This is a genomic window from Kitasatospora sp. NPDC059827, from assembly GCF_042731675.1.
Lineage (GTDB): Bacteria > Actinomycetota > Actinomycetes > Streptomycetales > Streptomycetaceae > Kitasatospora.
Window position 1 is genome coordinate 85,598 of sequence record NZ_JBHWIV010000018.1, and the last position, 24,418, is coordinate 110,015.

4 protein-coding genes are annotated in these 24,418 nt (G+C 76.5%); 1 reads left to right on the top strand and 3 read right to left on the bottom strand.

Annotated elements, in window-relative coordinates; translation table 11 throughout:
• Positions 1-28: 28 nt before the first annotated feature.
• Genes ACFV8H_RS14480 through sbnA form a run of 3 tightly spaced genes read right to left on the bottom strand, consistent with a single transcriptional unit; the run spans position 29 to position 16,782 of the window.
• Positions 29-7,516 carry an amino acid adenylation domain-containing protein gene (locus ACFV8H_RS14480; RefSeq protein WP_380399569.1) on the bottom strand — a complete coding sequence of 2,496 codons (7,488 nt, stop codon included), beginning with the start codon at positions 7,514-7,516 and terminating at the stop codon, positions 29-31.
• Positions 7,513-15,636 carry an amino acid adenylation domain-containing protein gene (locus ACFV8H_RS14485; RefSeq protein WP_380399571.1) on the bottom strand — a complete coding sequence of 2,708 codons (8,124 nt, stop codon included), beginning with the start codon at positions 15,634-15,636 and terminating at the stop codon, positions 7,513-7,515. Before ACFV8H_RS14485 ends, ACFV8H_RS14480 begins: the two co-directional genes overlap by 4 nt.
• A gap of 60 nt (positions 15,637-15,696) precedes the next feature.
• Positions 15,697-16,782, bottom strand: a complete 1,086-nt coding sequence (gene sbnA / locus ACFV8H_RS14490; protein ID WP_380399573.1) for a 2,3-diaminopropionate biosynthesis protein SbnA — start codon at positions 16,780-16,782, stop codon at positions 15,697-15,699.
• A gap of 256 nt (positions 16,783-17,038) precedes the next feature.
• On the opposite strand from sbnA, the gene ACFV8H_RS14495 reads away from it, so the two are divergent.
• Positions 17,039-24,415, top strand: a complete 7,377-nt coding sequence (locus ACFV8H_RS14495) for an amino acid adenylation domain-containing protein (RefSeq protein WP_380399575.1) — start codon at positions 17,039-17,041, stop codon at positions 24,413-24,415.
• Positions 24,416-24,418: the final 3 nt, after the last annotated feature.

Below are 24,418 nucleotides of genomic sequence, written 5' to 3' on the forward strand. Positions count from 1 at the left end.
TCCTGTGGGTGGCGGTGGTGGGTCGGGGTCAGGGGTGGTCGGGCGGTTCGGGGGCGGCGAGCGCCGCGTCGAGGACGGCGGCGATCGCGGCGGCCGGGCCGGGGTCCAGCAGCTGCTGGTGGCCGGCGTCCACGTCGTGCGGGCGGACGGCCGGACCGACGTACGGCTCCCAGCTCTTGAGCCTGAGGGCGCGCTCCTCCGGGGTGGGGCGGCGGGGGCCGCCGGTGGCCACGAAGAGGGTCATCGGGCAGTCGTCCAGGCGGTGCGGGGTGAAGCGCTGGAACAGCTCCAGGTTGTTCCGCATGACGGCCAGCAGGCGTTCCAGCAGGGCGGGTTGGAGGCCGGCCAGCGGGCCGGGGGTGCGGGCGAGGTGGGCGGCGACGGCCTGCGGGGTGAGCGGGGCGGTGGGGCCGACGAGGGCGGTGGGGTCGACGGGGGCGGGTCCGGCGCCGGCCTCGGCCAGGAAGTCGGCGAGGAACTCGGCGTCGCTCGGCCGGGCGCCGCGGGCGTCGTCGGGGTAGGCGTCCAGGTTGGCCAGCAGGGCGACCCGCTCGCCCGCGGCGCGCAGCCGGACCGCCATCTCGTGGGCGACCACCCCGCCGTAGGACCAGCCGAGCAGGTGGTACGGGCCGTGCGGCTGGATCGCCCGGATCCGCGCCAGGTACTCCTCGGCGACCTGGCCGAGGGCGGTGGGCAGCGGGCCGTCGTCGGACAGGCCGCGGGCCTGGAGGCCGTACACCGGCCGGGACGGGTCGAGGTGCTCGGCGAGGGCGGCGAAGGGAAGCGCGAAGCCGAGGCCGCCGTGCACGCAGAACAGCGGGGCGCGGCTGCCGGTGGGGCGGATCGGCAGGACGGGGGCGAGCGGGTCGAGGGCGGGTCGGTCGAGGGCGAGTCGGTCGAGGGCGTCGCCGGTGCGGAGGTCCGCGGGTCCGGCGGCGGCAGCGGCGGCAGCGGCGGCCAGGGTCTCCAGGGTGCGGTGCTCGAAGACGTCGCCCAGGGCGAGCGGGAGGCCGGTCCGGGCGGCCGCGTTGACCAGCCGGATGGCCTTGAGGCTGTCCCCGCCGAGGGCGAAGAAGGAGTCGTCCGGGCCGACCCGGGGCAGGCCCAGGACCTCCTGGACGGCCGCGCAGAGCAGGCGCTCGGCCGGGGTCCGCGGGCCCCGGGTCGAGGCGGGGACGGCGGTGGGCTCGGGCAGCGCACGGACGTCCAGCTTGCCGTTGGCGTTCAGCGGCAGCTCCGGCAGCACGGCGTAGGCGTCCGGGACGAGGTGGCCGGGCAGTGAGCGGGCCAGGTGGCGCCGCAGTTCGGCCGCGGAGGGCGCCGGGCGGCCCTCGGCGGGGACCAGGTAGGCGACCAGTCGGCGCTGTCCGGTGGCGTCGGCGGGGGCCCGTACGGCGGCCCGGGCGACGGCCGGGTGGGCGGCCAGCAGGGCCTCGATCTCGCCGGGTTCGACCCGGAAGCCGCGGATCTTGACCTGCTGGTCGGCGCGGGCGACGTACTCGATCCGGTCGTGCCGGTCCCAGCGGACCAGGTCCCCGGTGCGGTACATCCGGGCGCCGCCGGGTTCGAAGGGGCAGGCGACGAAGCGTTCGGCGGTCAGCGCGGGCCGGCCCAGGTAGCCGCGGGCCAGGCCGGGGCCGGACAGGTACAGCTCGCCGACCACCCCGCGCGGCACCGGGTGCAGCGCCTCGTCCAGGACGTACGCGCCGGTGCCGTCGATCGGCAGGCCGATCGGGACGGTGCCGTCGGCGCGGCCGAGGTCCTGGCCGGTGGCGAAGGTGGTGGTCTCGGTCGGGCCGTAGACGTGGTGGACGGCGGTGCCGGGCAGGGCGGCCCGCAGCCGGTCCAGGTGGTCCCGGGAGTGGGCCTCGCCGCCGGTGAGCAGGGCGCGCAGTGGGGCCAGGGCCTGCGGGCGGGTGTCGGCGAGGGTGTTGACCAGCTGGGTGGTGAGGAAGGCGACCGTCACCCCGGCCAGGGCCAGGAAGTCCGCCAGGGCCTGCGGGTCGGCGGGGCCGGGCGGCTGGACGGCCAGCCGGGCGCCGTGGGCGAGCGGGCCCCAGATCTCGAAGGTGGAGGCGTCGAAGGCGACCGGCGCGAAGTACAGGAAGGTGTCCTCGGCGGTCGGGGCCAGCTCCGGCAGGCCGAGCACCAGGCGGGCGGCGGCGCGGTGGGTGACGGCGACGCCCTTGGGGCGGCCGGTGGAACCGGAGGTGTGGATGACGTACAGCAGGCCGTCGGGGTGGACGGTGACCTCGGGGGCGGTGGCGGGCCGGGTGGCGAGCTCGGCCGCCGTCCCGGGGTCGTCCAGGACCAGCGGACGGACCTCCGGGGGCAGGGCGAGGTCCGCCAGGGAGCGCTGGGTCAGCAGCAGCCGCACGCCGCTGTCGGTGAGCACGCCGTGCACCCGCTCGGCGGGGTGGGAGGGGTCGATCGGCAGGTAGGGGGCGCCGGTGCGGGCGATCGCCAGCAGGGCGGTGACCACCGCCGGGCCGCGCTCCAGGCGCAGTGCGACGGGTGCGCCGCGGCCGGCGCCGTGGGCGGTCAGCAGTTGGGCGAGGCGGTTGGCGTCGGCGTCCAGTTCGGCGTAGCTGGTGTGCCGGAGTCCGTCCGGTCCGGCGTGGACCAGGGCGACGGCCTGCGGGGCGGCGGCGATCCGGCGGTCGACCAGGGTGGTGAGGGTGGTCGGCGGTCCGGTCCGGGTGAGCCGGCGGGTGCCGAGGGCGAGCAGTTCGGCCTGCTCCTCGGGGGTGGTCAGGGGCGGCCGGGAGAGCGGGGCGGTGGGGTCGGCGAGGGCGGCGGCGAGCAGGCGCAGGTAGGCGTCGGCGATCCGGCGGGCGGTGGCGGGGGTGAAGAGGTCGGTGCGGTGTTCGAGGGTGAGGGTGAGGGTGGGCGGGCGGTCGGGGCGGGAGGGGAGGGCAGGGCCGTCGGAGCGGTGGGGGCGGTCGGTGGTTTCGGTGAACTGGAAGGAGAGGTCCCACTTGGCGGTGCGCACCGGGACGGGCTCCTCGGAGACGGTGAGTTCCGGGTCCTCGCCGGGGGCGGCGGTGCGGTGGTGGTGGCCGATCATCACCTGGAACAGCGGGTGCCGGGCCGGTGAGCGCTCGGGGTTGAGCGCCTCGACCAGCCGTTCGAAGGGCAGCTCCTGGTGCTGGTGGGCGGCGAGGTCCAGGTCCCGTACCCGTTCCGCGAGTTGGCGGAAGGACGGGTCGCCGGAGGTGTCGGTGCGCAGCACCAGGGTGTTGACGAACATGCCGACCAGGTCGTCGAGTTGTGCGTCGGTGCGGCCCGCGATCGGGCTGCCGAGCGGGATGTCGGTGCCCGCGCCGAGCCGGGTGAGCAGGGCGGCGAGGGCGGTGCGCAGCAGCATGAAGGGGCTGACCGCCCAGGCGGCGGCGGTGCGGTGCAGCTGCTCGACGAGCCGCGGTGGGAGGGAGGCCCGGTGGGCCGCCCCGAGGTGGTCGGTCCGGGGGCCGCGGGGGTGGTCGAAGGGCAGTGCCAGCTCGGCCGGGAGGTCGCGCAACCGGTCGCTCCAGTAGTGGAGTTGACGGGAGAGCTCGCTGTCCGGATCGTCCTCGGTGCCGAGTCGGCCGCGCTGCCAGAGGGTGTGGTCGGCGTACTGGACGGGCAGCGGCGGGAGTTCGGCGGGCCGGCCGTCGCGGCGGGCCCGGTAGCAGGCGGTGAGGTCGCGGGTGAGCGGGGCGAGCGACCAGCCGTCGGCGGCGATGTGGTGCAGCACCAGGGAGAGCACGTGCCGGTCCGCGCCGAGGGTGAAGAGCCTTGCCCGGAGGGGGAGTTCGCTTTCCAGGTCGAAGCCCTGGGCGGCCTCGGCGGCGAGTGCGGCGGGCAGGTCGGCCTCGGTGCTGCGGCTCACCGGGAGCGGGAGGACGGCCTCGGCGGGGTCGAGCACCCGCTGTTCGGCGACGACCGCGCCGTCGGAGTCGCGGCGGGGGAAGACGGTCCGCAGCGCCTCGTGCCGGGCCAGTACGTCCTGGAGGGCGGCGGCCAGGGCGAAGGTGTCCAGTCGGCCGGAGAGCCGGACGGCCAGCGGGAGGTGGTACAGCCCGTCGGGGGCGCCCAGTCGTTCGATGAACCAGAGCCGTTGCTGGGCGGGGGAGAGCGGGAGCACGGGCGGGCGGGGCCCGGCGGTGAGCGGGGTGCGGCGCCGGGCGGTGGCGGTGGTGGTTCCGGTGTCGGCGGCCGTGGTGGTCGCAGTGGTCGCGGTGGCTGCGGTGGCTGCGGTGGCGCGGTCGAGCCGGGTGGCGAGCCGGGCCGGGGTGGGGGCCTCGAAGAGGTCCCGGATCTGGAGTTCGGCGCCGAGCTCGACGCGGGCCCGGTTGACGATCCGGGTGGCGAGCAGCGAGTGGCCGCCGAGGGCGAAGAACTCGTCGTCGGGGCCGACCTCCGGCAGTCCGAGCGCCTCGGCGAAGGCCGCGCAGAGCAGGTGCTCGGTGCGGTTGCGCGGGGCGCGGGCGGTGGTGGCGTACGCGGGGGCGGGCAGGGCGCGGCGGTCGAGTTTGCCGTTGGTGGTCAGCGGCAGCGCGGGGAGGACGACCACGGCGGCCGGGACCATGTGCTCGGGCAGCCGTTCGGCGGCGAACGCCCGTACGCCCTGGGCGAGTTCCGGTGTCCCGGGCGCGGCCGGGACGACGTAGCCGACCAGGCGCTGGTCGCCGGGCCGGTCCTCGCGGGCCAGTACGGTGGCCTCGGCGACCAGCGGGTGCCGGCCGAGGACGGCCGCGATCTCGCCCAACTCGATCCGGAAGCCGCGCAGTTGGACCTGTTCGTCGATCCGCCCCAGGTACTCCAGGGTGCCGTCCGGGCGCCACCGGGCGAGGTCCCCGGTGCGGTACATCCGGGCGCCGCCGGGTTCGAAGGGGCAGGCGACGAAGCGTTCGGCGGTCAGCGCGGGCCGGCCCAGGTAGCCGCGGGCCAGGCCGGGGCCGGTGACGTACAGCTCGCCGGGTACGCCGGGCAGGACCGGCCGCAGGGCGCCGTCCAGCAGATAGGTCCGCAGGTCGGGGAGGGCGCGGCCGATCGCGCTGCCGCCGCCCCCGGCGGGGGCCGGGGCAGTGGTGGTGCCGGCGGGGGGTGGTGCGGCGGACAGCTCGTGCCGGGTGACGTGCACGGTGGTCTCGGTGATGCCGTACATGTTGACCAGCCGCGGCGCGTCCTGCGGATGCCGGGCGTACCAGTCGGCGAGATCGCCCTGCTCCAGCGCCTCGCCGCCGAACACCACGGTACGGAGGGCGAGTCGGCGCGGTCGTTCGGCGTCGGCGCGGCTCAGCTGCCGGAAGGCGGACGGGGTCTGGTTGAGGACGGTGACCCGCTCCGCGGCGAGCAGGTCGAGGAAGGCGTCGGGGGAGCGCGAGACCTCGTACGGGACCACGACCAGGCGGCCGCCCGACAGCAGGGCGCCCCACAGCTCCCAGACGGTGAAGTCGAAGGCGATCGAGTGGAACAGCGTCCAGACGTCCCGCGGCCCGAAGCGGAACGGCCGCTCGGTGGCGTCCAGCAGCCGGACCACGTTGCGGTGCGGCACCACCACCCCCTTGGGGCGGCCGGTGGAGCCGGAGGTGAAGATGACGTAGGCCGGGTGGTCGGGGCCGACGGCGGTCACGGGGGCGGTGGCCGGGGCGGCGGTGAGGGCGGCGGCGGTCTCCGGGGCGTCGAGTTCGATCCTCGGGAGGTCGGCGCCGGGCAGCAGGCCGGCGGTGGTGACCAGCAGGAGGGGCCGGGCGTCCGCCAGGGCGTGGCCGGTCCGTTCGGCCGGGTGGGCGGGCTCCAGTGGCAGGTAGGCGGCGCCCGCCTTGAGTACGGCGAGGACGGCGACGACCAGCTCGGCGCCGCGCGGCAGGGCGATGGCGACGAAGGACTCCGGGCCGGCGCCGCGGGCGACCAGCAGGTGGGCCAGGCGGTTGGCGCGTTCGTCCAGTGCGCGGTAGTCGAGCCGGGCGTCCGGGGCGGTGACCGCGACGGCCTCCGGGGTGCGGGCGGCCTGTGCGGCGAACAGCGCGGGGAGGGTGGTGTTCCGGGGCGGCGGGGCGGCGTCGACCGGGGCGAAGGGCTGGGCGGCCGCTCCGGGCGTGCCCAGCCGGGCGAGCGGGGTGTGCGGGTCCTCGGCGACCTGCTCCAGGATGCGCACCAGCCGGTCGAGCAGCCGCTCCGCCCCGGCCGGGTCGAGAGCGGAGGGGCGGTGGCCGAGCCGGAGGTCCAGGCGCTCGCCGGGGAAGACGGTCAGGCTCAGCGGGTAGTGGGTGGCGGAGTGGATGCGGGCCGCGCTGACCGTGCCGCCGGAGTCCCGGTACAGCGCCGCCTCGTCCAGCGGGAAGCTCTGGAAGGCGAGCACGGTGTCGAACAGCTCGCCCCGCACCCCGGAGGCGGCCTGCACCTCGGCCAGCGGCAGGTGTTCGTGCGGCATCATCGCCAACTGCTGGGCGGCCAGGGCGGCGAAGAGGTCGCTCGCCCGGCGGTCCGGGCGCAGGTCGGCGCGCACCGGGAGGGTGTTGGCGAACAGCCCGATCATCGTCTCGACCCCCGGCACCTCGGCCGGACGGCCGGAGGTGACGGTGCCGAACACCACGTCCTGGCGGCCGGTGAGCCCGCCGACCAGCAGGGCCCAGCAGCCCTGCACCACGGTGTTCAGGGTCAGGCCGTGGGCGCGGGCCCAGCCGGCCAGCGCGGTGGTGTGCCGCTCGCCCAGCAACCGCCGTACGGAGGAGGGGAGTTCGGGGCGCGAGTCGATCGGCGGCAGGGCCCGGACCGGACCGTCCAGGTCCGCCAGCAGGCCCGCCCAGGCGGTGCGGGCGGCGGCCCGGTCGCGGCCGTCCAGCCAGCCGAGGAAGGACCGGTACGGCGCCGGCGCGGGCAGCGCGGCGGCGCCGGCCGGGTCACCCAGCAGGCCCAACTCCCGTACGGCGAGCGGGAAGGACCAGCCGTCCAGGACGATGTGGTGCGCCGACCAGAGGAAGCGGTGGCGCCCCTCGCCGAGCCGGATCAGGGTGAACCGCATCAGCGGCGGCCGGGCCAGGTCGAAGCGGCGCAGCCGGTCCTCACGGGTGAGCCGCCGGGCCTCGGCCTCCCGTTCGTCCTCCGGCAGGTGGGTGAGGTCCAGCAACTGCCACGGGGGCTCGGTGTCCTTGAGCACGACCTGGACGGGTTCGCCGCTGCGGCGGTGGCGGAAGCAGGCCCGCAGGTTGGGGTGGCGGCGCAGCAGGGCGGCGGTGGCGGTGCGCAGGCGTTCGGCGAGCCGTTCGCCGTCGACGGCGCCCGGGCCGTCCAGTTCGGCGACCAGCTGGAGGGTGTACAGGTCGGGTGCGGCCCGGTCGAAGGAGGCGAGGAACAGCAGGCCCTGCTGGAGCGGGGAGAGGGGCAGGACTTCGCTGATCCTTCCCGCCGAGGCGCCGGAGCCGCCGGAGCCGCTGGCGTCGGGGGATCCACCGGAACCGGGGGATCCACCGGAGTGGGGGGAGTCGGGGGTGTTCGCTCTCGGGCCGCTCGTTCCGGGGCCGCTCGTCACGACAGCTCCTCGTTCAGTTCGAGTTCCAGATCGGCCAGTTCTTCCTCGGACAGCTCGACCAGGCCGGCGCCGGGCTCCGCCGGGGCGGGCTCGACGGTTCCGGTTCCGGGTCCGGATCCGGCCTCCTCGGCCTCCTCGGCCAGCCGGGCGAGGGCGGCGGCGGTCTTGTGGGTGAAGACGTCCCGGGTGGTGAGGGTGAGTCCGGCCTTGCGGGCGCGGCTGACCAGTTGGATGGAGCGGATGCTGTCGCCGCCGAGGGTGAAGAAGTCCTCGTCGATGCCGACGGCGGGGGTGCCGAGCACCTCGGCGAGGAGTTCGCAGAGGATCCGCTCGTGCTCGGTGCGCGGGCCGCGGTGGCCGGTCCGTCCGGCGGGGTCGGGCTGCGGGAGGGCCTTGCGGTCGAGTTTGCCGTTGGGGGTGAGCGGCAGGGCGTCCAGGACCAGCCAGGAGGCCGGGACCATGTAGTCGGGCAGTCGCTCGGCCAGCCGGTGGCGGATCAGTTCGGGGTCGACCCCCGGGCCGGTGAGGTAGCCGATCAGCCGGGGGTTGCCGGAGGGGTCCGGGAGGACGGTGACGGCGGCGTCGGTGACGGGGGTGAGGGTGCGCAGGACGGCTTCGATCTCGCCGGTCTCGACGCGGCGGCCGCGGATCTTGACCTGGTGGTCCCGGCGTTCGATGAACTCCAGTTGGCCGTCGGGGCGTTGGAGGACGCGGTCACCGGTGCGGTACATCCGGGTGCCGTGGCCGGCGAAGGGGTCGGCGAGGAAGGTGGTGGCGGTGCGGGCGGGGTCGTGGAGGTAGCCGCGGCCTACGCCCGCGCCGCCGACGTACAGTTCGCCGGGGACGCCGACGGGCACGGGCTGGAGTTCGTCGCTGAGCACGTACAGCCGGGTGTTGCGGACGGGGGAGCCGATCGGCACCCGGGCGTCGGGGCGGTCCGCCGCGGTCAGCACGGCGTGGGTGACGTCGTCGGAGCACTCGGTGGGGCCGTAGGCGTTCATCATCGGCACGTCGGGGTGGCGGCTGTGCCAGCGTCGGCAGAGGTCGGCGGGCAGGGCCTCGCCGGTGACCACCAGCCAGCGCAGCGAGGGGAGTTCGGGTGCGCTGCCGTCGAGGTCCCAGGCGTCTAGCGCAGCCCGCAGCAGTGCGGGGACGACCTCCAGGACGGCGACGCCCTCCGCCCGGACCAGGGCGAACAGCGCTGTCGGATCGGCGGCCGTCGCGACCCCCGCCACGCGGACGGTGCCGCCGACCACCAGCGGGGCGAGCAGCTGCCAGACCGAGACGTCGAAGGTCAGCGGGGCGTTCTGGACCACGGTCTCGCCCGCCGCGAGGTCGAGGTCCCCGACCTTGGCCCAGAGGTGGTTCATCATTCCCGAGCGCTGCACCATGGCGCCCTTGGGCTTGCCCGTCGAGCCGGAGGTGTACATCACGTACGCGAGGTCGAGCCCGGTGCCGATCGGCGCCGGCAGAGCAGTGGCGGTTCCGGTGGGTGGCAGCGCCAGTGGCAGGACGGTGACCGCGGTGGCGGCCGCGGCGGCCTCCGGGGCGCGGCAGCCCGCGCCGAGCAGCAGGTGGGTGGCGCCGCTGTCGGCCAGCAGGGCGGCGTTGCGGGCCGCCGGTGCGGCCGGGTCCAGCGGCAGGTAGGCCGCGCCGGCGCCGAGCACGCCGAGCACCCCGGCGACGAACGGCGCACCGGGCTCGGCGAGCATCGCGACCACCGAGCCGGTGCCGGCGCCCGCCGCGGTGAGGCCGGCGGAGAGTGCTCCGGCGGCTTCGACCAGCTCCCGGTAGCCGAGCGGGCCGTCGTCGTCCGTCACGGCGACGGCCTCCGGGGTGCGCCCGGCCACCGCGCGGACCCGTTCGACCACGCCGAGGCTCTCCTCGGGGAGCGTGGCGTCCCAGTCGCCGAGCAGGCCGCCGAGTTCGCCGGGGGTGGCGGTGCCGGTGAGGTCGGCCGGGGCGGTGACGTCGATCCGGGCGAGCGGCAGTTCGGGCTGCTCGGCGACGGTGCGCAGCAGGTGCAGCAGGACGGTCGCGAGCCGTTCGGCCTCGGCCCGGTCGAACAGCGCCGGGTGGTGGTCGAGGCGCAGGCGGAGCGCCTCGCCGGGGTGGACGACCAGGCTGAGCGGGTGGTGCCGGGCGTCCAGGGCCTCGGCGTGCACGACCCGGGGGCCTGTGCCGCCGGCCAGGTGCCGTTCGTCCAGCGGGAAGTTCTCGAACAGCACCACGGTGTCGAAGGCCTCGCCGGTGAGCCCGGCGGCCTGGTGGATCGCGGCCAGGCCGAGGTGCTCGTGCGGGAGCAGCGCGGTCTGCTGCTCCTGGAGGGCGTGCAGCAGGTCGGCGAGCGGGGTGGCCGGGTCCAGCCGGGCCCGGACCGGCACGGTGGTGAGGAACATGCCGATCATCGACTCGACGTCCGGCACTTCGGCCGGGCGGCCGGAGGTGACGGCGCCGAACAGCACGTCCTGGCGGCCGGTGAGCCGGCCGAGCAGCAGCGCCCAGCAGCCCTGGACGACGGTGTTCAGGGTGAGGCCCCGGCTGCGGGTCCAGGAGGTCAGGGCGGTGGTCAGCCCGGCCGGTACCTCGGCGTGGACGGATCGCGGCAGTGCGGGGGCCGGGGTCCGCTCGGCGGGGACGAGCAGGGTCGGGCCGTCGAGTCCGGCCAGGGCGGCGCGCCAGGCCGTCCGGGCGGCCTCGCGGTCCTGGGCGGCCAGCCAGGCGAGGTGGTCGCGGTAGGGGGCGGGGTCGGGCAGCCGGGTGACGTCCGCGTCGGGGGAGGCGAGGGCGAACAGCTCGCGGACCAGCAGCGGCATCGACCAGCCGTCGACCAGGATGTGGTGGCTGGTCCAGACGAACCGGTGCCGGCCATCGCCGTGGGTGAGCAGGGCGAAGCGCAGCAGCGGTGGGGCGGCGAGGTCGAAGCGGCGGGTGCGTTCGGCCTCGGTGAGCCGGGCCAGTTCGGCGGCCCGGGCGGGCTCCGGGAGGTCGGTCAGGTCGGCTTCGGACCAGGGGAGCCGGGCGTGTCGCGGGATCACCTGGACGGGTTCGCCGTCGGCCCGGGCGCGGAAGGCGGCGCGCAGGTTGGGGTGGCGGTCGAGCAGGGCCTGGCCGGCGGCGCGCAGGGCGGCCGGGTCGACCTCGCCTTCGAGGTCGGCGACGATCTGCAGGGTGTAGACGTCGACGGCCCGGGCGGCGGCGCGGCCGGAGGCGGCGGTGTCGCGGTCGGCGGAGGTGTCCCCGCCGGAGGTGGCGTCGTGGTCGGCGTGGAAGAGCATGCCCTGCTGCAGCGGGGTGAGCGGCAGCACGTCGGCCAGTGCGGTGCCGGCCCGGGCGAGTTCGGCCTCGTACTCCTCGATCTCCGCCTGGTCGAGCCGGACCAGCGGCAGGTCGGCGGGGGTGTGGCCGCCGGGGCCGGCGTGGCGGGCGAGCAATTCGAGGGCGCGGAACCAGGTCTCGGCGACGTCCCGGGCGTCCTCCTCGGCGACGGTCTGCCCGGCCCAGGCCCAGTTGGCGATCAGGTGGGGGCCGTCCGGCCGGTCCTCGGTGGCCGGGGTGACGTCCAGCAGGTGCGGCAGCGGCAGGCCGGGGTCGGCGCCGGTGCCGACCACGCCGTCCCCGCCGACCGGCTCCCAGTGGCCGCGGTGCCGGGCGTCGAAGCGGCCCATGTAGTTGAAGCCGATCTGCGGCCGGGGCCGGCCGGCCAGCGCCCGGGCGGCGTGCGGGTTGAGGTGGCGCAGCAGGCCGTAGCCGACGCCGCGGTCGGGCAGGGCGCGTAGCTGTTCCTTGATCCGCTTGAGTGCGCCGGCCAACGCGGGCCCGCCGGACCACAGTTCGTCCCAGTCGGGCTCGCCGGGGTCGAGTCGGACGGGGAAGGCGGCGGTGAACCAGCCGACGGTGCGGGAGAGGTCGAGCCGGTCGTCGAGCTGTTCGCGGCCGTGGCCCTCCAGCTCGATCAGGGTGCGGGCGTGGTCGGCGTGGCCGTGGCGACGGCGCCAGTCGGCGACGGCGATGGCGAGGCCGGTCAGCAGGACGTCGTTGACCTCGGCGTGGAAGGCCGCCGGGACGTCGGTGAGCAGTGGGCGGGTGGTTGTGGGGCCGAGTTCCAGGCGCAGGGTGCGCCGGGTGCCGTGCACGTCGGTCTCCGGGTCGAGCCGGTGGCTGCCGATCAGCGGGTCCGGTCCGTCCAGGGTCCGTTGCCAGTGGGCGAGTTCGGCGCCGCGGACCTGGGTGCGGGCCTGTTCGGCGAGCAGCCGGGACCAGGCGCGGTAGGAGGTGCCGACCGGGTCGAGGGCCGGGAGGCGGCCCTCGGCGAGCGCGGCGCAGGCGGCGGCCAGGTCGGGCAGCAGGATCCGCCAGGAGACGCCGTCGACGACCAGGTGGTGGGCGCAGAGGACGAGGTGGGCGCTGTCGGTGCCGGTGCCGGTGCCGGTTCCGGCGTCGCTGTCGCTGTCGGTGCCGGGCGCGGCGGGGATCAGCACGGCCTGGAGCATCACGCCGGCGCCCGGGTCCAGCCGGGCCAGGGCGGCGGTGGCCTGCCGTTCGGCGGAGCCCGGCACGCCGCCCTGGGCGTCTGCCGCGGTGGTGGCCAGCCGGACGCCGGCCAGGGCGCCGGGGGCCGGCACCTCCAGGTGCCACAGGCCGGGGGAGGGCTCGGTGGCCCGGGTGCGCAGCGCGTCGTGGTGGTCGGCCAGGGCGTGCAGGGCGGTGTCGAGCAGGTCGGCGTCCAGTCCGGCGGGGACCCGGACCACCACGTACTGGCCGTACGAGGCCACCGGGCCGTCGAGGCTGCCGGTGTCCTGGTGCAACTGGGCGGCGATCGGGGTGAGTTCGTACGGTCCGGTGCCGTCCTCCTCCTCCCGACCGGCCGGGCGGTCGGCGGTGTCGCCGCCCGCGGCGCGGGCCAGGGCGGCGGCCGTCCGGTGGGTGAACATGTCCCGGGTGGTGAGGAACAGCCCGGCCTTGCGGGCGCGGCTGACCACCTGGATGGAGCGGATGCTGTCGCCGCCGAGAGTGAAGAAGTCCTCGTCGATGCCGACGGCGGAGGTGCCGAGCACCTCGGCCAGGATGTCGCAGAGGAGCCGCTCGCGTGCGGTGCGCGGGCCCCGGCTGCCGTCCCGGTCGGTGGCGGCGGGGCGGGGGAGGGCCTTGCGGTCGAGCTTGCCGTTGGGGGTGAGCGGCAGGGCGTCCAGGACCAGCCAGGAGGCGGGGATCATGTACGCGGGCAGCAGCTGGGCGAGTTCGGCGCGCACCTGGCTCGGCCGGACGTCGGGGCCGGTGAGGTAGCCGATCAGGCGGGGGTTGCCGGAGGCGTCGGGGAGGACGGTGACGGCGGCGTCGGTGACGGGGGTGAGGGTGCGCAGGACGGCTTCGATCTCGCCGGTTTCGACGCGGCGGCCGCGGATCTTGACCTGGTGGTCCCGGCGTTCGATGAACTCCAGTTGGCCGTCGGGGCGTTGGAGGACGCGGTCGCCGGTGCGGTACATCCGGGTGCCGTGGCCGGCGAAGGGGTCGGCGAGGAAGGTGGTGGCGGTGCGGGCGGGGTCGTGGAGGTAGCCGCGGCCGACTCCGGCGCCGCCGACGTAGAGCTCGCCGGGGACGCCGACGGGGACGGGCCGGAGTTCGTCGCTGAGCACGTAGAGCAGGGTGTTGCGGACGGGGGAGCCGATCGGGACGCGGGCGCCGAGTTCGTCGTCGACCGCGATGACGGCGTGGGTGACGTCGTCGGAGCACTCGGTGGGGCCGTAGGCGTTCATCATGGGGACGTCGGGGTAACGGGTGTGCCAGCGTCGGCAGAGGTCGGCGGGCAGAGCCTCGCCGGTGACCACCAGCCATTCCAGCGAGGGGAGTTCGGGTGCGCTGCCGTCGAGGTCCCAGGCGTCCAGGGCGGCCCGCAGCAGTGCGGGGACGACCTCCAGGACGGCGACGCCCTCCGCCCGGACCAGGGCGAACAGGGCGTTCGGGTCGGCGGCGGTCTCCGGGCCGGTGACCCGGACGGTGCCGCCGACCACCAGCGGGGCGAGCAGCTGCCAGACCGAGACGTCGAAGGTCAGCGGGGCGTTCTGGACCACGGTCTCGCCCGCCGCGAGGTCGAGGTCGTCGATCTTCGCCCAGAGGTGGTTCATCATCCCCGAGCGCTGCACCATGGCGCCCTTGGGCCGGCCCGTCGAGCCGGAGGTGAACATCACGTACGCGAGGTCCGATCCACCGCCCAGGGCGGGAAGTTCGGCGGTGCTGTCGGCGTCGGCGGGGTCGGCCAGCGGCAGGACGGTGACCGCGGTGGCGGTAGCGGCCACGGCGGGGTTCGGGGCGGCGTCCGGGGCCGGGGCCGGGCAGTCGGCGCCGAGCAGCAGGTGGGTGGCGCCGCTGTCGGCCAGCAGGGCGGCGTTGCGGGCCTCGGGCGCGGCCGGGTCCAGCGGCAGGTAGGCGGCGCCGACCGCCTGGACGGCCAGCAGCCCGGCGACGAAGGGCACCCCGGGCCCGGCGAGCATCGCCACCACCGTGCCGCGGCCCGCCCCCGCGGCGGACAGCCGGGCGGCCGCTCCGGCGGCCCGGGCGAGCAGCCGGCGGTAGTCGACCTCCTCGCGGCCGTCCCGGACCGCCACCGCGCCGGGGCGCTCGGCCGCGACGGCGCGCACCCGGTCCACCAGGCCCTGGTCGGGTGCGGCCGCGGTGTCCCGGCTGCCGAGCAGCCCCAGCGGCTCGCCGTCCGCCCCCAGGCCGATCCGGCCGAGCGGGCGGTCGGCGGGCATGGTGGCCAGGGTGCCCAGGAAGGTCGCGAACCGGGCCAGGTGGGTGGCGAGTTCGGCGGCGCTGTACATGGCGGGGTTGCCGTCGAGGTGGAGTTCCACGGTGCCGTCGGCGGCGTTCAGGACGGTCAGGATGAGGTCCTTGACGATGCCGGTGGACAGGTTGACCACCACGCCCTGGCAGTGCGGGCCGAAGGCCAGCTCCGGGTCCTGGTCGAGCACGTTGATGAACGGGCCGAAGGCGCGCCGGTCGTCGATCCGCAGGCCGATGTCCCGGCGGATCCGGTCCCCGCGGTAGCGCTGGTGCTGGAGGGCGCGGGCGACCTCGCGCCAGGCCGCGCGCAGCAGTCCGGTGCGGGTCAGCTCCGGCCGGATCGGCACGGCCAGCGGCAGGTAGTTGGCGAGCATGCCGGGGATCGCGCGGCTGACCGCGCCGACCCGGCCGGTGACCGGCAGGGTGAGCAGCGGCGCGGCGGCACCGGTGGCCCGCTGGGTGTAGGCGGCCATCGCGGCGACCATCAGCACCGGCAGGGTGACCTTGCCGTCCTGGGCGAGGGCGTGCAGCGCGGCGGTGGTCTCCGGGGAGAGCCCGACGGTCTCGCGCAGGGCGACCCGGGCGGGGGCCGGCTCCTGCTCGGAGAGCGAGACCAGCTCGGGCAGCGGGCCGTGCCGGTCGGAGGTCAGGCGGTCGGTCCAGTAGTCGCGGTCCCGGTCGACCATCTTGGAGTCCAGGTACCGGCGTTCGGCGTCCAGCAGCCGGTGGAACGGCGGCATCGCCGCGAGGTCCGCGGGGCCGATGTCGGTGCCGGAGCCGGAGCCGTCCGCAGGGCCGTCCGCGGGGCCGGCCTCGGAGCCGGTCGCGGCGGCGAGCCGGGTGTAGCGCCCGGAGAGCTCGGGGTAGATCAGTCCGCGGCTGAAACCGTCCGCGAGGATGTGGTGCATGCACAGGTAGAGCAGGTGCCGTTCGGGGCCGAGCCGGATCAGCGCACCGCGGAACAGCGGGAAGTCGGTGACCTTCATCGGGTCGGCGTGGTCCGCCCGCATCCACTGCTCGGCGGCCGCCAGCGGCTCGGTGTGGCCGGTGAAGTCCAGCCTTTTCAGAGGGAGTTGGGCGAGCGGGCGGATGATCTGGCCGGGCCCGCCGTCCTCCTCGACGAACTGCACCCGCAGCCCCTCGGCCTGGTGGCCCAGCTGCTGGAGGGCCCGTCCGAGCAGGTCGGGGTCGAGCGGCCCGTGCAGGTCGATGTAGTCCGCCATGTTGTAGGCCAGCGGCCCGGCGGCGAACTGCTCGTCGAACCAGATCTCGGCCTGCGCCGCGGTGAGCGGCAGGACCGCGCCCGGGTTCGCCGTCGTTGCTTCGTTCTCCGTCATCCTCGCCTCAGCCCGCGTCGAAATCTCTGGCAACTCTCGGAACCGCCGGAACGCCCCGGCTCAGCCGGTCACCGCGTGCAGCCCGGCGCCGGTACCCGCACCTGCACCCGCACCCGTGTCGGCACCTGCACCGGCACCCGCTCCGGCACCGAGGCCCGTACGGTCGACGCCCGGCAGCAGGCCCTCCGGCCCGATCGCACGGGCCACCCACTCGTCGTGGTAGACGGTGTCCAGGTAGCGCTCGCCGAGGTCCGGCGCGATGGTCACGGCCGTCACCCGCTCGCGCACGCCGCCCGCGCCGTCGCCGTGGTGCTCGTCCAGCCAGCGCAGCGCCCCGCCCACCGCCGTCCCGGTGGAGCCGCCGAACAGGAAGCCGCCGCGCATCAGTTCCCGGCAGGTGCGCACGGTGTCGCGCTCCTCGACGTGGACCGGGAGCTCCACCAGCGAGTCGTCCAGCAGCGGCGGGCGCACGCTGGTGCCCAGGCCGGGGATGTGCCGGGGGGCCGGCGGGGCGCCGAAGGTGACCGAGCCGACGCTGTCCACCGGGACCACCCGTACGGACGGGCGGCGCTCCCGGAAGTACCGGGCGCAGCCCATCAGGGTGCCGGTGGTGCCGGCGCCCACGAACAGCACGGTGAGGTCCGGGAACTGGCGGGCGATGGCGGGCGCGGTGGTGCGGTAGTGGGCCATCCAGTTGCCCGGGCTGAGGTACTGGTTGAGCCAGACCCGCCGCTCGTCCTCGGCCAGCAGCGCCCGGACGTGCCGGATCCGCGCGCCGAGGAAGCCCTCGACCGGGTGCGGCTCGGTGATCACGTGCACCTCGGTGCCGTAGGACTCCATGGCCCGCCGGGTGGCCTCGTTGCAGCGGGAGTCGGTGACGCAGACGAACCCGTAGCCGCGCGCCGCGGCGAGCACGCTCAGCGCCACGCCCATGTTCCCGGAGGAGGACTCCACCAGCGTCGATCCGGGCCCCAGCAGGCCGGCCGCCTCGGCCCGGGCGACCATTTCCCGGGCCGCCTTCAGCTTGATCGACCCGGCGAAGTTGAATCCCTCCACTTTCAGGAAGAGGCGGTGCCCGAAGATCGGCTGCAGATTCACGAAGAGGTCGCTGACCTCGAATTCGTGCGACGCGGAAATGACCGGCACGGGGACTCCTGGCCTTCGGTGACGAATTAGCCTCGGCGGCCAGCCTCCCGCCGCTCGCTGACGAAGGGCTGACGCAGGGCTGACGGACTGCTGACGGGCCGCGCCGATCCGGTTCTCCGCCCAGCTCGGCGTGGTGTGCCGGAAATCCGTCAGTTGCCGGTCAGTTGACCGTCAGCGGGATCGGAAAACGTTTGTTATTCCGTACGTGCACCGCACTTGAACCGCACTTGTGCGGGCCTTCCGTGAGGAGCCCGGTTTGAATCGGCCGTCCGCCATCAGTGAAGTCCTTCCGCTCTCGCCGCTGCAACAGGGACTGCTCTTTCTCTCGGAGTACGACCGCGCGGGCACGGACGTCTACACCGTTCAGCTGGTGCTCGACTTCGAGGAGCTGACCGGCGCCGAGGCCGCGGCGCTGCGCACCGCGGCGGGTGCGCTGCTGGAACGGCACCCGAACCTCAAGGCCTGCTTCCGGTCGCGCCGCAACGGCGAGGCGGTCCAGGTGGTGCCGACCTCGGTCGCGCTGCCCTGGCGGGAGGTCGCGGTGCCGGGCACCGGGGTGGCGGCGGACACCGGGTTCGAGCGGCTGGCCGAGGAGGACCGGCTGCGCCGCTTCGACCTGGCCCGCCCGCCGCTGCACCGGCTCACCCTGGCCCGGGCCGAGGACGGGCGGTGCCGGCTGCTGTGGACCGTCCACCACATCCTGCTGGACGGCTGGTCGATGGTCACCCTGCTCGGTGAGCTCGCCGAACTGGCCCGGGCGGGTGCGGGCGCCGCGTCGACCGTGCTGCCCCCGGCCGCCCGCTACCCCGCCCACCTCGCCTGGCTCGCCGCCCAGGACCGGGCCGCGGCCCGGACCGCCTGGGGCGCGGCACTGGCCGGGGTGACCGAGCCGACCCGGCTGGTGCCGCCCGGCCGCACCCGGGGCGAGGGCGCGGACGCGCTGCCGCGGACCGTCCCGCTGGACCTCGACCCGGCCGTGCCGGAGGCGCTGACCGGCTTCGCCCGGTCCCGCGGCCTGACCGTCAACGCGGTGGTGCAGGGCTGCTGGGCGCTGCTGCTGTCCCGGCTCACCGGCCAGGACACCGTACTGTTCGGCGCGGTCAGCTCCGGCCGCCCGGCCGGGCTCGCGGACGTCGAGCGGATGGTGGGGCTGTTCGCCAACACCCTGCCGGTGCGGGTGGACGTCGATCCGGCGCGCACTCCGGCCGAGCTGTTCGCCGCCGTCCAGCACGCCCAGGCCGAACTGCTGCCGCACGAGCACCTCACCCTCGCCGAGGTGCAGCAGCTCACCGCCGTGCGCGGCGAACTCTTCGACACCGCACTGATGTTCCAGAACTACCCGATGGGCAGCCTGCGACCGGACCCGGGCGCCGGCCCCCGGCCGACCGGCGTCGACATCCGCTCGGCCACCGACTTCCCGCTCACCCTGACCGTCTTCCCCGGCACGCCCTTCGGCCTCGCCGTGAACCACCTGCCGACCCTGGTCGACGCCGCCGAGGCCGGGCGGATCGGGCGCTGCTTCGCCCGGCTGCTGGCCGCCGCGGTGGCCGCGCCCGACCGGCCCTGCGGCCGCCTGGACCTGCTGGACGAGGCCGAACGGGCCCTGGTCGTCGAGCGGCGCAACGCCACCGCGACCGCGCCGACCGCCCCCTGGCTCGCCCCGCTGCTGGCCGACACGGCCGCCCGCACCCCGGACGCGCCCGCCGTGCGGTGCGCCGGGCAGCGGCTGAGCTACCGCGAACTGCACGACCGCGCCGACGAGTTGGCGGAGCGCCTGACGGCCGCCGGGGCGGGCCCGGAGCGGGTGGTGGCGATCGCCCTGGACCGGTCGGTGGACCTCGTGGTGGCCGCCCTGGCGGTGCTCAAGACCGGGGCCGCCTACCTGCCGCTGGACCCGGACCACCCGGTGGAGCGGCTGCACCACATGCTCGCCGACGCCGCCCCGGTGGTCACCCTCGCCCACCGCCGGGTACGCGAACTGCTGCCGGAAGAAGGCCCGTTGTGGGTCCTGGACGACCCGGACGGCCTTCCGGCGTTGACGGCCGGGCGCGGTGCCGTGCGGGAGCCGGCCGGCGACCACCCCGCGTACGTCATCCACACCTCGGGCTCCACCGGCCGCCCCAAGGGCGTCGTGGTGCCGCACGCCGCACTGGTCAACCTCGTCCTGGACATGGCCGGGCGGTTCGCCGTCACCCCGGCCGACCGGCTGCTCGCCGTCACCACCTTCGGCTTCGACATCGCCAACCTGGAGCTGTTCGTCCCGCTCGCCACCGGCGCCGAACTCCTGCTCGCCGACCGGGAGACCGTCCGCGACCCGGCCGCCCTCGCCGAGGCGGTCACCGGCCTGGGCGCCACCGTCCTCCAGGCCACCCCGAGCCTGTGGCAGTCGCTCGCCGCCGAGCACGCCCCGCGTCTGGCGGGGCTGCGCGCCCTGGTCGGCGGCGAGGCGCTGCCCGAACCGCTGGCCCGCACCCTCACCGCGCACTGCGCCTCGGTGACCAACGTCTACGGGCCGACCGAGACCACCGTGTGGTCCACCGCCGCCACCCTGGCCGCGGACCGGCCCGGCCCGCCGCCGATCGGCACCCCGATCGCCAACACCCGCGCCTACGTGCTGGACGGCGCGCTGCGGCCCGTCCCGGACGGCACCTTCGGCGAGCTCTACCTGGCCGGTGCCGGCCTGGCCCGCGGCTACCTGGGCCGCCCCGGCCTGACCGCCGAGCGCTTCACCGCCGACCCGTACGGCCCGCCCGGCAGCCGGATGTACCGCACCGGCGACATCGTCCGCTGGGACGCGGCCGGCCGGGCGCTGGAGTACGGCGGGCGCGGCGACTTCCAGGTGAAGGTCCGCGGCCACCGGATCGAGCTGGGCGAGATCGAGTCGGTGCTGGCCGCGCAGCCCGGTGTGCGGCGGGCCGTCGTCACGGCCGGCACCGACCGGGCCGGGGACGTGCGGCTGGTCGCCCACGTGGTCCCGGCCGGGGTGGACGTCGACGCGCTGCGCGAGCGGGTGGCGGCGCTGCTGCCCGCGGCCATGCTCCCGGCCCGGTACGTCCCGCTGGACGAGCTGCCGCTGACCGCCAACGGCAAGGTCGACCGCAAGGCCCTGCCCGCCCCGCCGGAGGAGCGTCCGGGCGGCGGGCGCCCGCCGGTGGGGGAGCGGGAGGAGCTGCTCTGTGCCGTGTTCGCCGAGGCCCTCGGGCTGGCGCGGGTCGGCGCGGACGACGACTTCTTCGCGCTCGGCGGGCACTCGCTGTCCGCGACCAGGGTGGTGAACCGGCTGCGGGCCGAGCTCGGCACGGACGTCCCGCTGCGGGCGCTGTTCGACGCCCGGACGGCGGAGGCCCTGGCCCGCGGGCTGGCCGGCGCGCCGGAGCCCGCGCCCCTCGGGGCGGCGGCGGCCGCCGGGGCGGGGTCAGCGGGGCCTGCGGGGTCAGCGGGGCCGGCAGGGTCGGTGCGGCCGGTGCTGGGGGCCGCCGAGCGGCCCGCCACCGTGCCGCTGTCCTTCGCCCAGGAGCGGCTCTGGTTCCTGGACCGGATGGACGGCCCGACCGGCGCGTACCACATCCCGTTGGCCGTCCGGCTGGCCGGCCCGCTGGACCGGGGCGCGCTGGCAGCCGCCGTCCGGGACGTGCTGGAGCGGCACGAGAGCCTGCGCACGGTCTTCGCGGAGGCGGACGGGCTGCCCTGGCAGCTGGTGCTGACCGCCGCCGAGGCCGAACGCGCGGGCGGCGGACTGGAGTCGGTGGAGTCGGCCGTGGCCGGACTGCCCGCCGCGCTGGCCGCCGAGGCCGCCCGCCCGTTCCGGCTCTCCGCCCAAGTACCGCTGCGGGCGCGGCTGTTCGTCCTCGGCCCGGAGGACCACGCGCTGCTGCTGACCGTGCACCACATCGCCGCCGACGGTTGGTCGCTCGGCCCGCTGGTGCGCGACCTGGCCACCGCCTACCGGGCCCGCTCCGGGGGCCGGGCGCCCGACTGGCCGCCGCTGCCGGTGCAGTACGCCGACCACACGCTCTGGCAGCGCGCCCTGCTCGGCACCAAGGATGACCCGGACAGCCTGGCCGCCAGCGAACTCGCCTACTGGCGAGCCGAGTTGGCGGGCCTGCCGGAGGAGCTGGAGCTGCCCGCGGACTTCCCGCGCCCGGCCCGGGCCGGGCACCGCGGCGCCGAGGTCCGCGGTGGACTGCCCGCCGCGGCGCACGCCCGGCTCGCCGCACTCGCCCGGGCCGGCGGCGCCAGCACCTTCATGGCCGTCCAGGCGGGCCTGGCCGCGCTGCTCACCCGGCTCGGCGCCGGTACCGACATCCCGCTCGGCAGCCCGGTGGCCGGGCGCTCCGAGGAGGCCGTCCGGGAGCTGGTCGGCTGCTTCGTCAACACCCTGGTGCTGCGCACCGACACCTCGGGCGACCCGGCCTTCCGGGAGTTGCTCGGGCGGGTCCGGGAGACCGACCTGACCGCCTTCGCGCACGCCGAACTGCCCTTCGAGCACCTGGTGGAGGAGCTCAACCCGGTCCGCTCGACGGGCCGCCAGCCGCTGTTCCAGGTGGTGCTGGCCTTCGAGAGCCTCCCGGCGGGAACCGGCGCCCCCGGCAGCGCCCCCGGTGGCAGCGCCGCCGGAGCCGCCGGAGCCGTCGGTGTGCCCGGTGTGCCCGGCGTGCCCGGCGCGCTCGGGGGGCCGCTGCCGCTGATGCCCGGCCTGAGCGCCGAGGTGCTGCCGATCGACACCACCACCGCCAAGTTCGACCTGTCCTTCCAGGTCCGCGAGCGCACCGCCGCGGACGGCGCCCCGGCCGGGCTGGACCTCCTGCTGGAGTACCGCGAGGACCTCTTCACCGCCGACACCGCCGCCCGACTGCTCCGCTCGCTGGCCACCCTGCTCGCCTCCGCGGCCCGCACCCCGGACGCCCCGCTCAGCGCCCTGGAGCTGCTCACCGCCGAGGAGCGGCACGCCCTGCTCACCGCGTGGGACACCCCGCCGGCCCCACCGGTGCTGCCGGGCGCCCGCACCCTGCCCGCGCTGCTGGAGCACGCCGCCGCCCGGCACCCGGACCGCCCGGCGCTGATCGCCCCCGACGCCGTCCCGGCCGGGCCGGGCACCCTGCGGCTGGACCACCGCGAGCTGAACGCCCGGGCCAACCGGCTCGCCCACCTGCTGCTGGCCCGCCGGACCGGCCCGGGCGACGTGGTCGCGCTCGTGCTGCCGCGCTCCCCGCAGCTGGTGGTCGCCCTGTTGGCGGTGCTCAAGACCGGCGCCGCCTACCTCCCGGTGGACCCGCAGTACCCGGCCGAGCGGATCGCCCACCTGCTCGGCGACGCGGCACCCACCCAGGTGCTGACCGTCGAGGGGGTGGAACTGCCCGCGGGCGCGGCCCTGCCCGGGGGCGTCACCCCGCTCCCGCTGGACGCCCCCGGCACGCTCGCCGACCTGGCCGCCCGCCCCGACACCGACCCCGGCGACGCCGACCGCACCCGGCCGCTGACCCCGCAGGACACCGCGTACGTCATCTACACCTCGGGCTCCACCGGCCGCCCCAAGGGCGTCGCGGTGCCGCACGCCGGGGCGGTCAACCTGGTCGGCGCACTGCACCGGCTGCTCGGGCCCGGCCGCCGGGTGCTGCAGTTCGCCTCGTTCAGCTTCGACGCCACGGTGTGGGAGCTGGCCGCCTCGCTGTGCACCGGCGGCGCCCTGGTGCTCGCCACCGACGAGAGCCGGCTCGCCGGGGAGCAGCTGGCCGCCCTGCTGGCCGAGCACGCGGTCGACCACGCGATCCTGCCGCCCACCGTCGCGGCCGGCCTGCCCGAGGACGCACCGCTGCCCGCCGGCCTGCTGCTCGCGGTCGGCGGCGAGGCCTGCCCGCCCGCCCTGGTCGACCGGCTCGCCGGGCGGCTCGACCTGCGCAACGCCTACGGCCCGACCGAGGCCTCGGTCTGCGCCACCTGGAGCGAGCGGCTGCGCCCCGGCGACGCCCGCCCGCCGATCGGCCGGCCGCTCGGCGGCCACCGGGCGTACGTGCTGGACGCGGCGCTGACCCCGTCGCCGGTCGGCGTCACCGGTGAGCTGTACCTCGCCGGGGCCGGCCTCGCCCGGGGCTACCGGGGGCGCCCCGGCCTGACCGCCGAACGCTTCGTCGCGGACCCGTACGGCTCGCCCGGCAGCCGGATGTACCGCACCGGGGACCTGGTCCGGCGCCGGGCGGACGGCGCCCTGGAGCACGTCGGCCGGACGGACCACCAGGTCAAGCTGCGCGGCTTCCGGATCGAGCTCGGCGAGATCGAGGCCGCGCTGGCCCGGCACCCGGTCGTGGTGCAGGCCGCGGTGCGGGTCCGGCCCACCCGGACCGGGGCCCCGCGGCTGGTCGGCTACGTGGTGCCGCTGCCCGGGGTGGCCGCCGTGGACGGTCCGGTGCTGCGGGCCTTCCTCGGCGAGTCGCTGCCCGCGCACATGGTCCCGTCCGCCCTGGTGACGCTGCCCGCGCTGCCGCTGACCGCCAACGGCAAGCTGGACGTCGGCGCCCTGCCCGAGCCGGGGGCTGAGCCGGACCCCGCGCCCCCGGGACGCCCGCCGGGCACGCCCGCCGAGGAGGCCCTGGCGGCCGTCTTCGGGGAGCTGCTCGGACTCGAACGGGTCGACGCGGACGGGGACTTCTTCGCGCTCGGCGGCGACAGCCTGCGCTCGGTACAGGTCGTCGGCCGAGCGGCGAAGGCCGGGCTGACCCTCTCCTTGGCCGACGTGTTCACCCACCGGACGGTGGCGGCCCTGGCGGCCGCCGCCCGGCCCGCCGGGGCTCCCGGGTCGGGCGGTGCCGGGGCCGGTGTCGGTGTCGGTGTCGGTGTCGGGGCGGAGACCGGGACCGGGGACGGGGCCGGGCCGCTCCCGGCGGCACTGCTGGAGCCGGTGCTGGCGATCCGGCCCGGCGGCAGCGCCGAGCCGCTGTTCTGCGTGCACGGCGGGGTCGGCTTCGGCCTGCCGTACGCCGCACTGGCCGCGCACCTGGACCCGGAGCGGCCGGTGCACGCGCTGCAGTCCGACGGCATCGCGGCGCCGGCCGGGCAGTGGCGGAAGCCGCTCGGCGTAAGGGAGTTGGCCACCGCGTACCTGGCCCGGGTGCGGGCGGTGCAGCCGCACGGCCCGTACCACCTGCTGGGCTGGTCCTTCGGCGGGCTGGTCGCGCACGAGCTGGCCGTCCAACTCCGGGCGGCGGGGGAGCCGGTGGCCTTCCTGGCGGCGCTGGACGTGCGGCCGGTGCACGCCGGCGACCCGAACCCGACCGACGAGGAGATCCGAGCCGCCTTCCTGGCCCACCACGCGGCCGGTGGCGGCGTCGACGGGGCGGAGCTGGCCCGGCTGATGGTCGTGATGCGCCACCACACCGACATCGCCCGGGAGTTCACCCCCGGGTGGTTCGACGGCCCGCTGCTGCTGTTCGTCGCCACGGGCGCCGACGGGGCCGACGGGGCCGACGGGGCCGACGGCGATGCCGCCGACGCCGACGCCGCCGACCGCTGGCGGCCGCACCTCGGCGGCCCGGTCACGGTGCACCGGGTGCCTTGCGGCCACGAGGAGATGCTGCACGCGGAGGCGGCCGGGCGGATCGGCGGGATCACCGATGCCGCCCTGCGCCGCCTCCGCTGACGC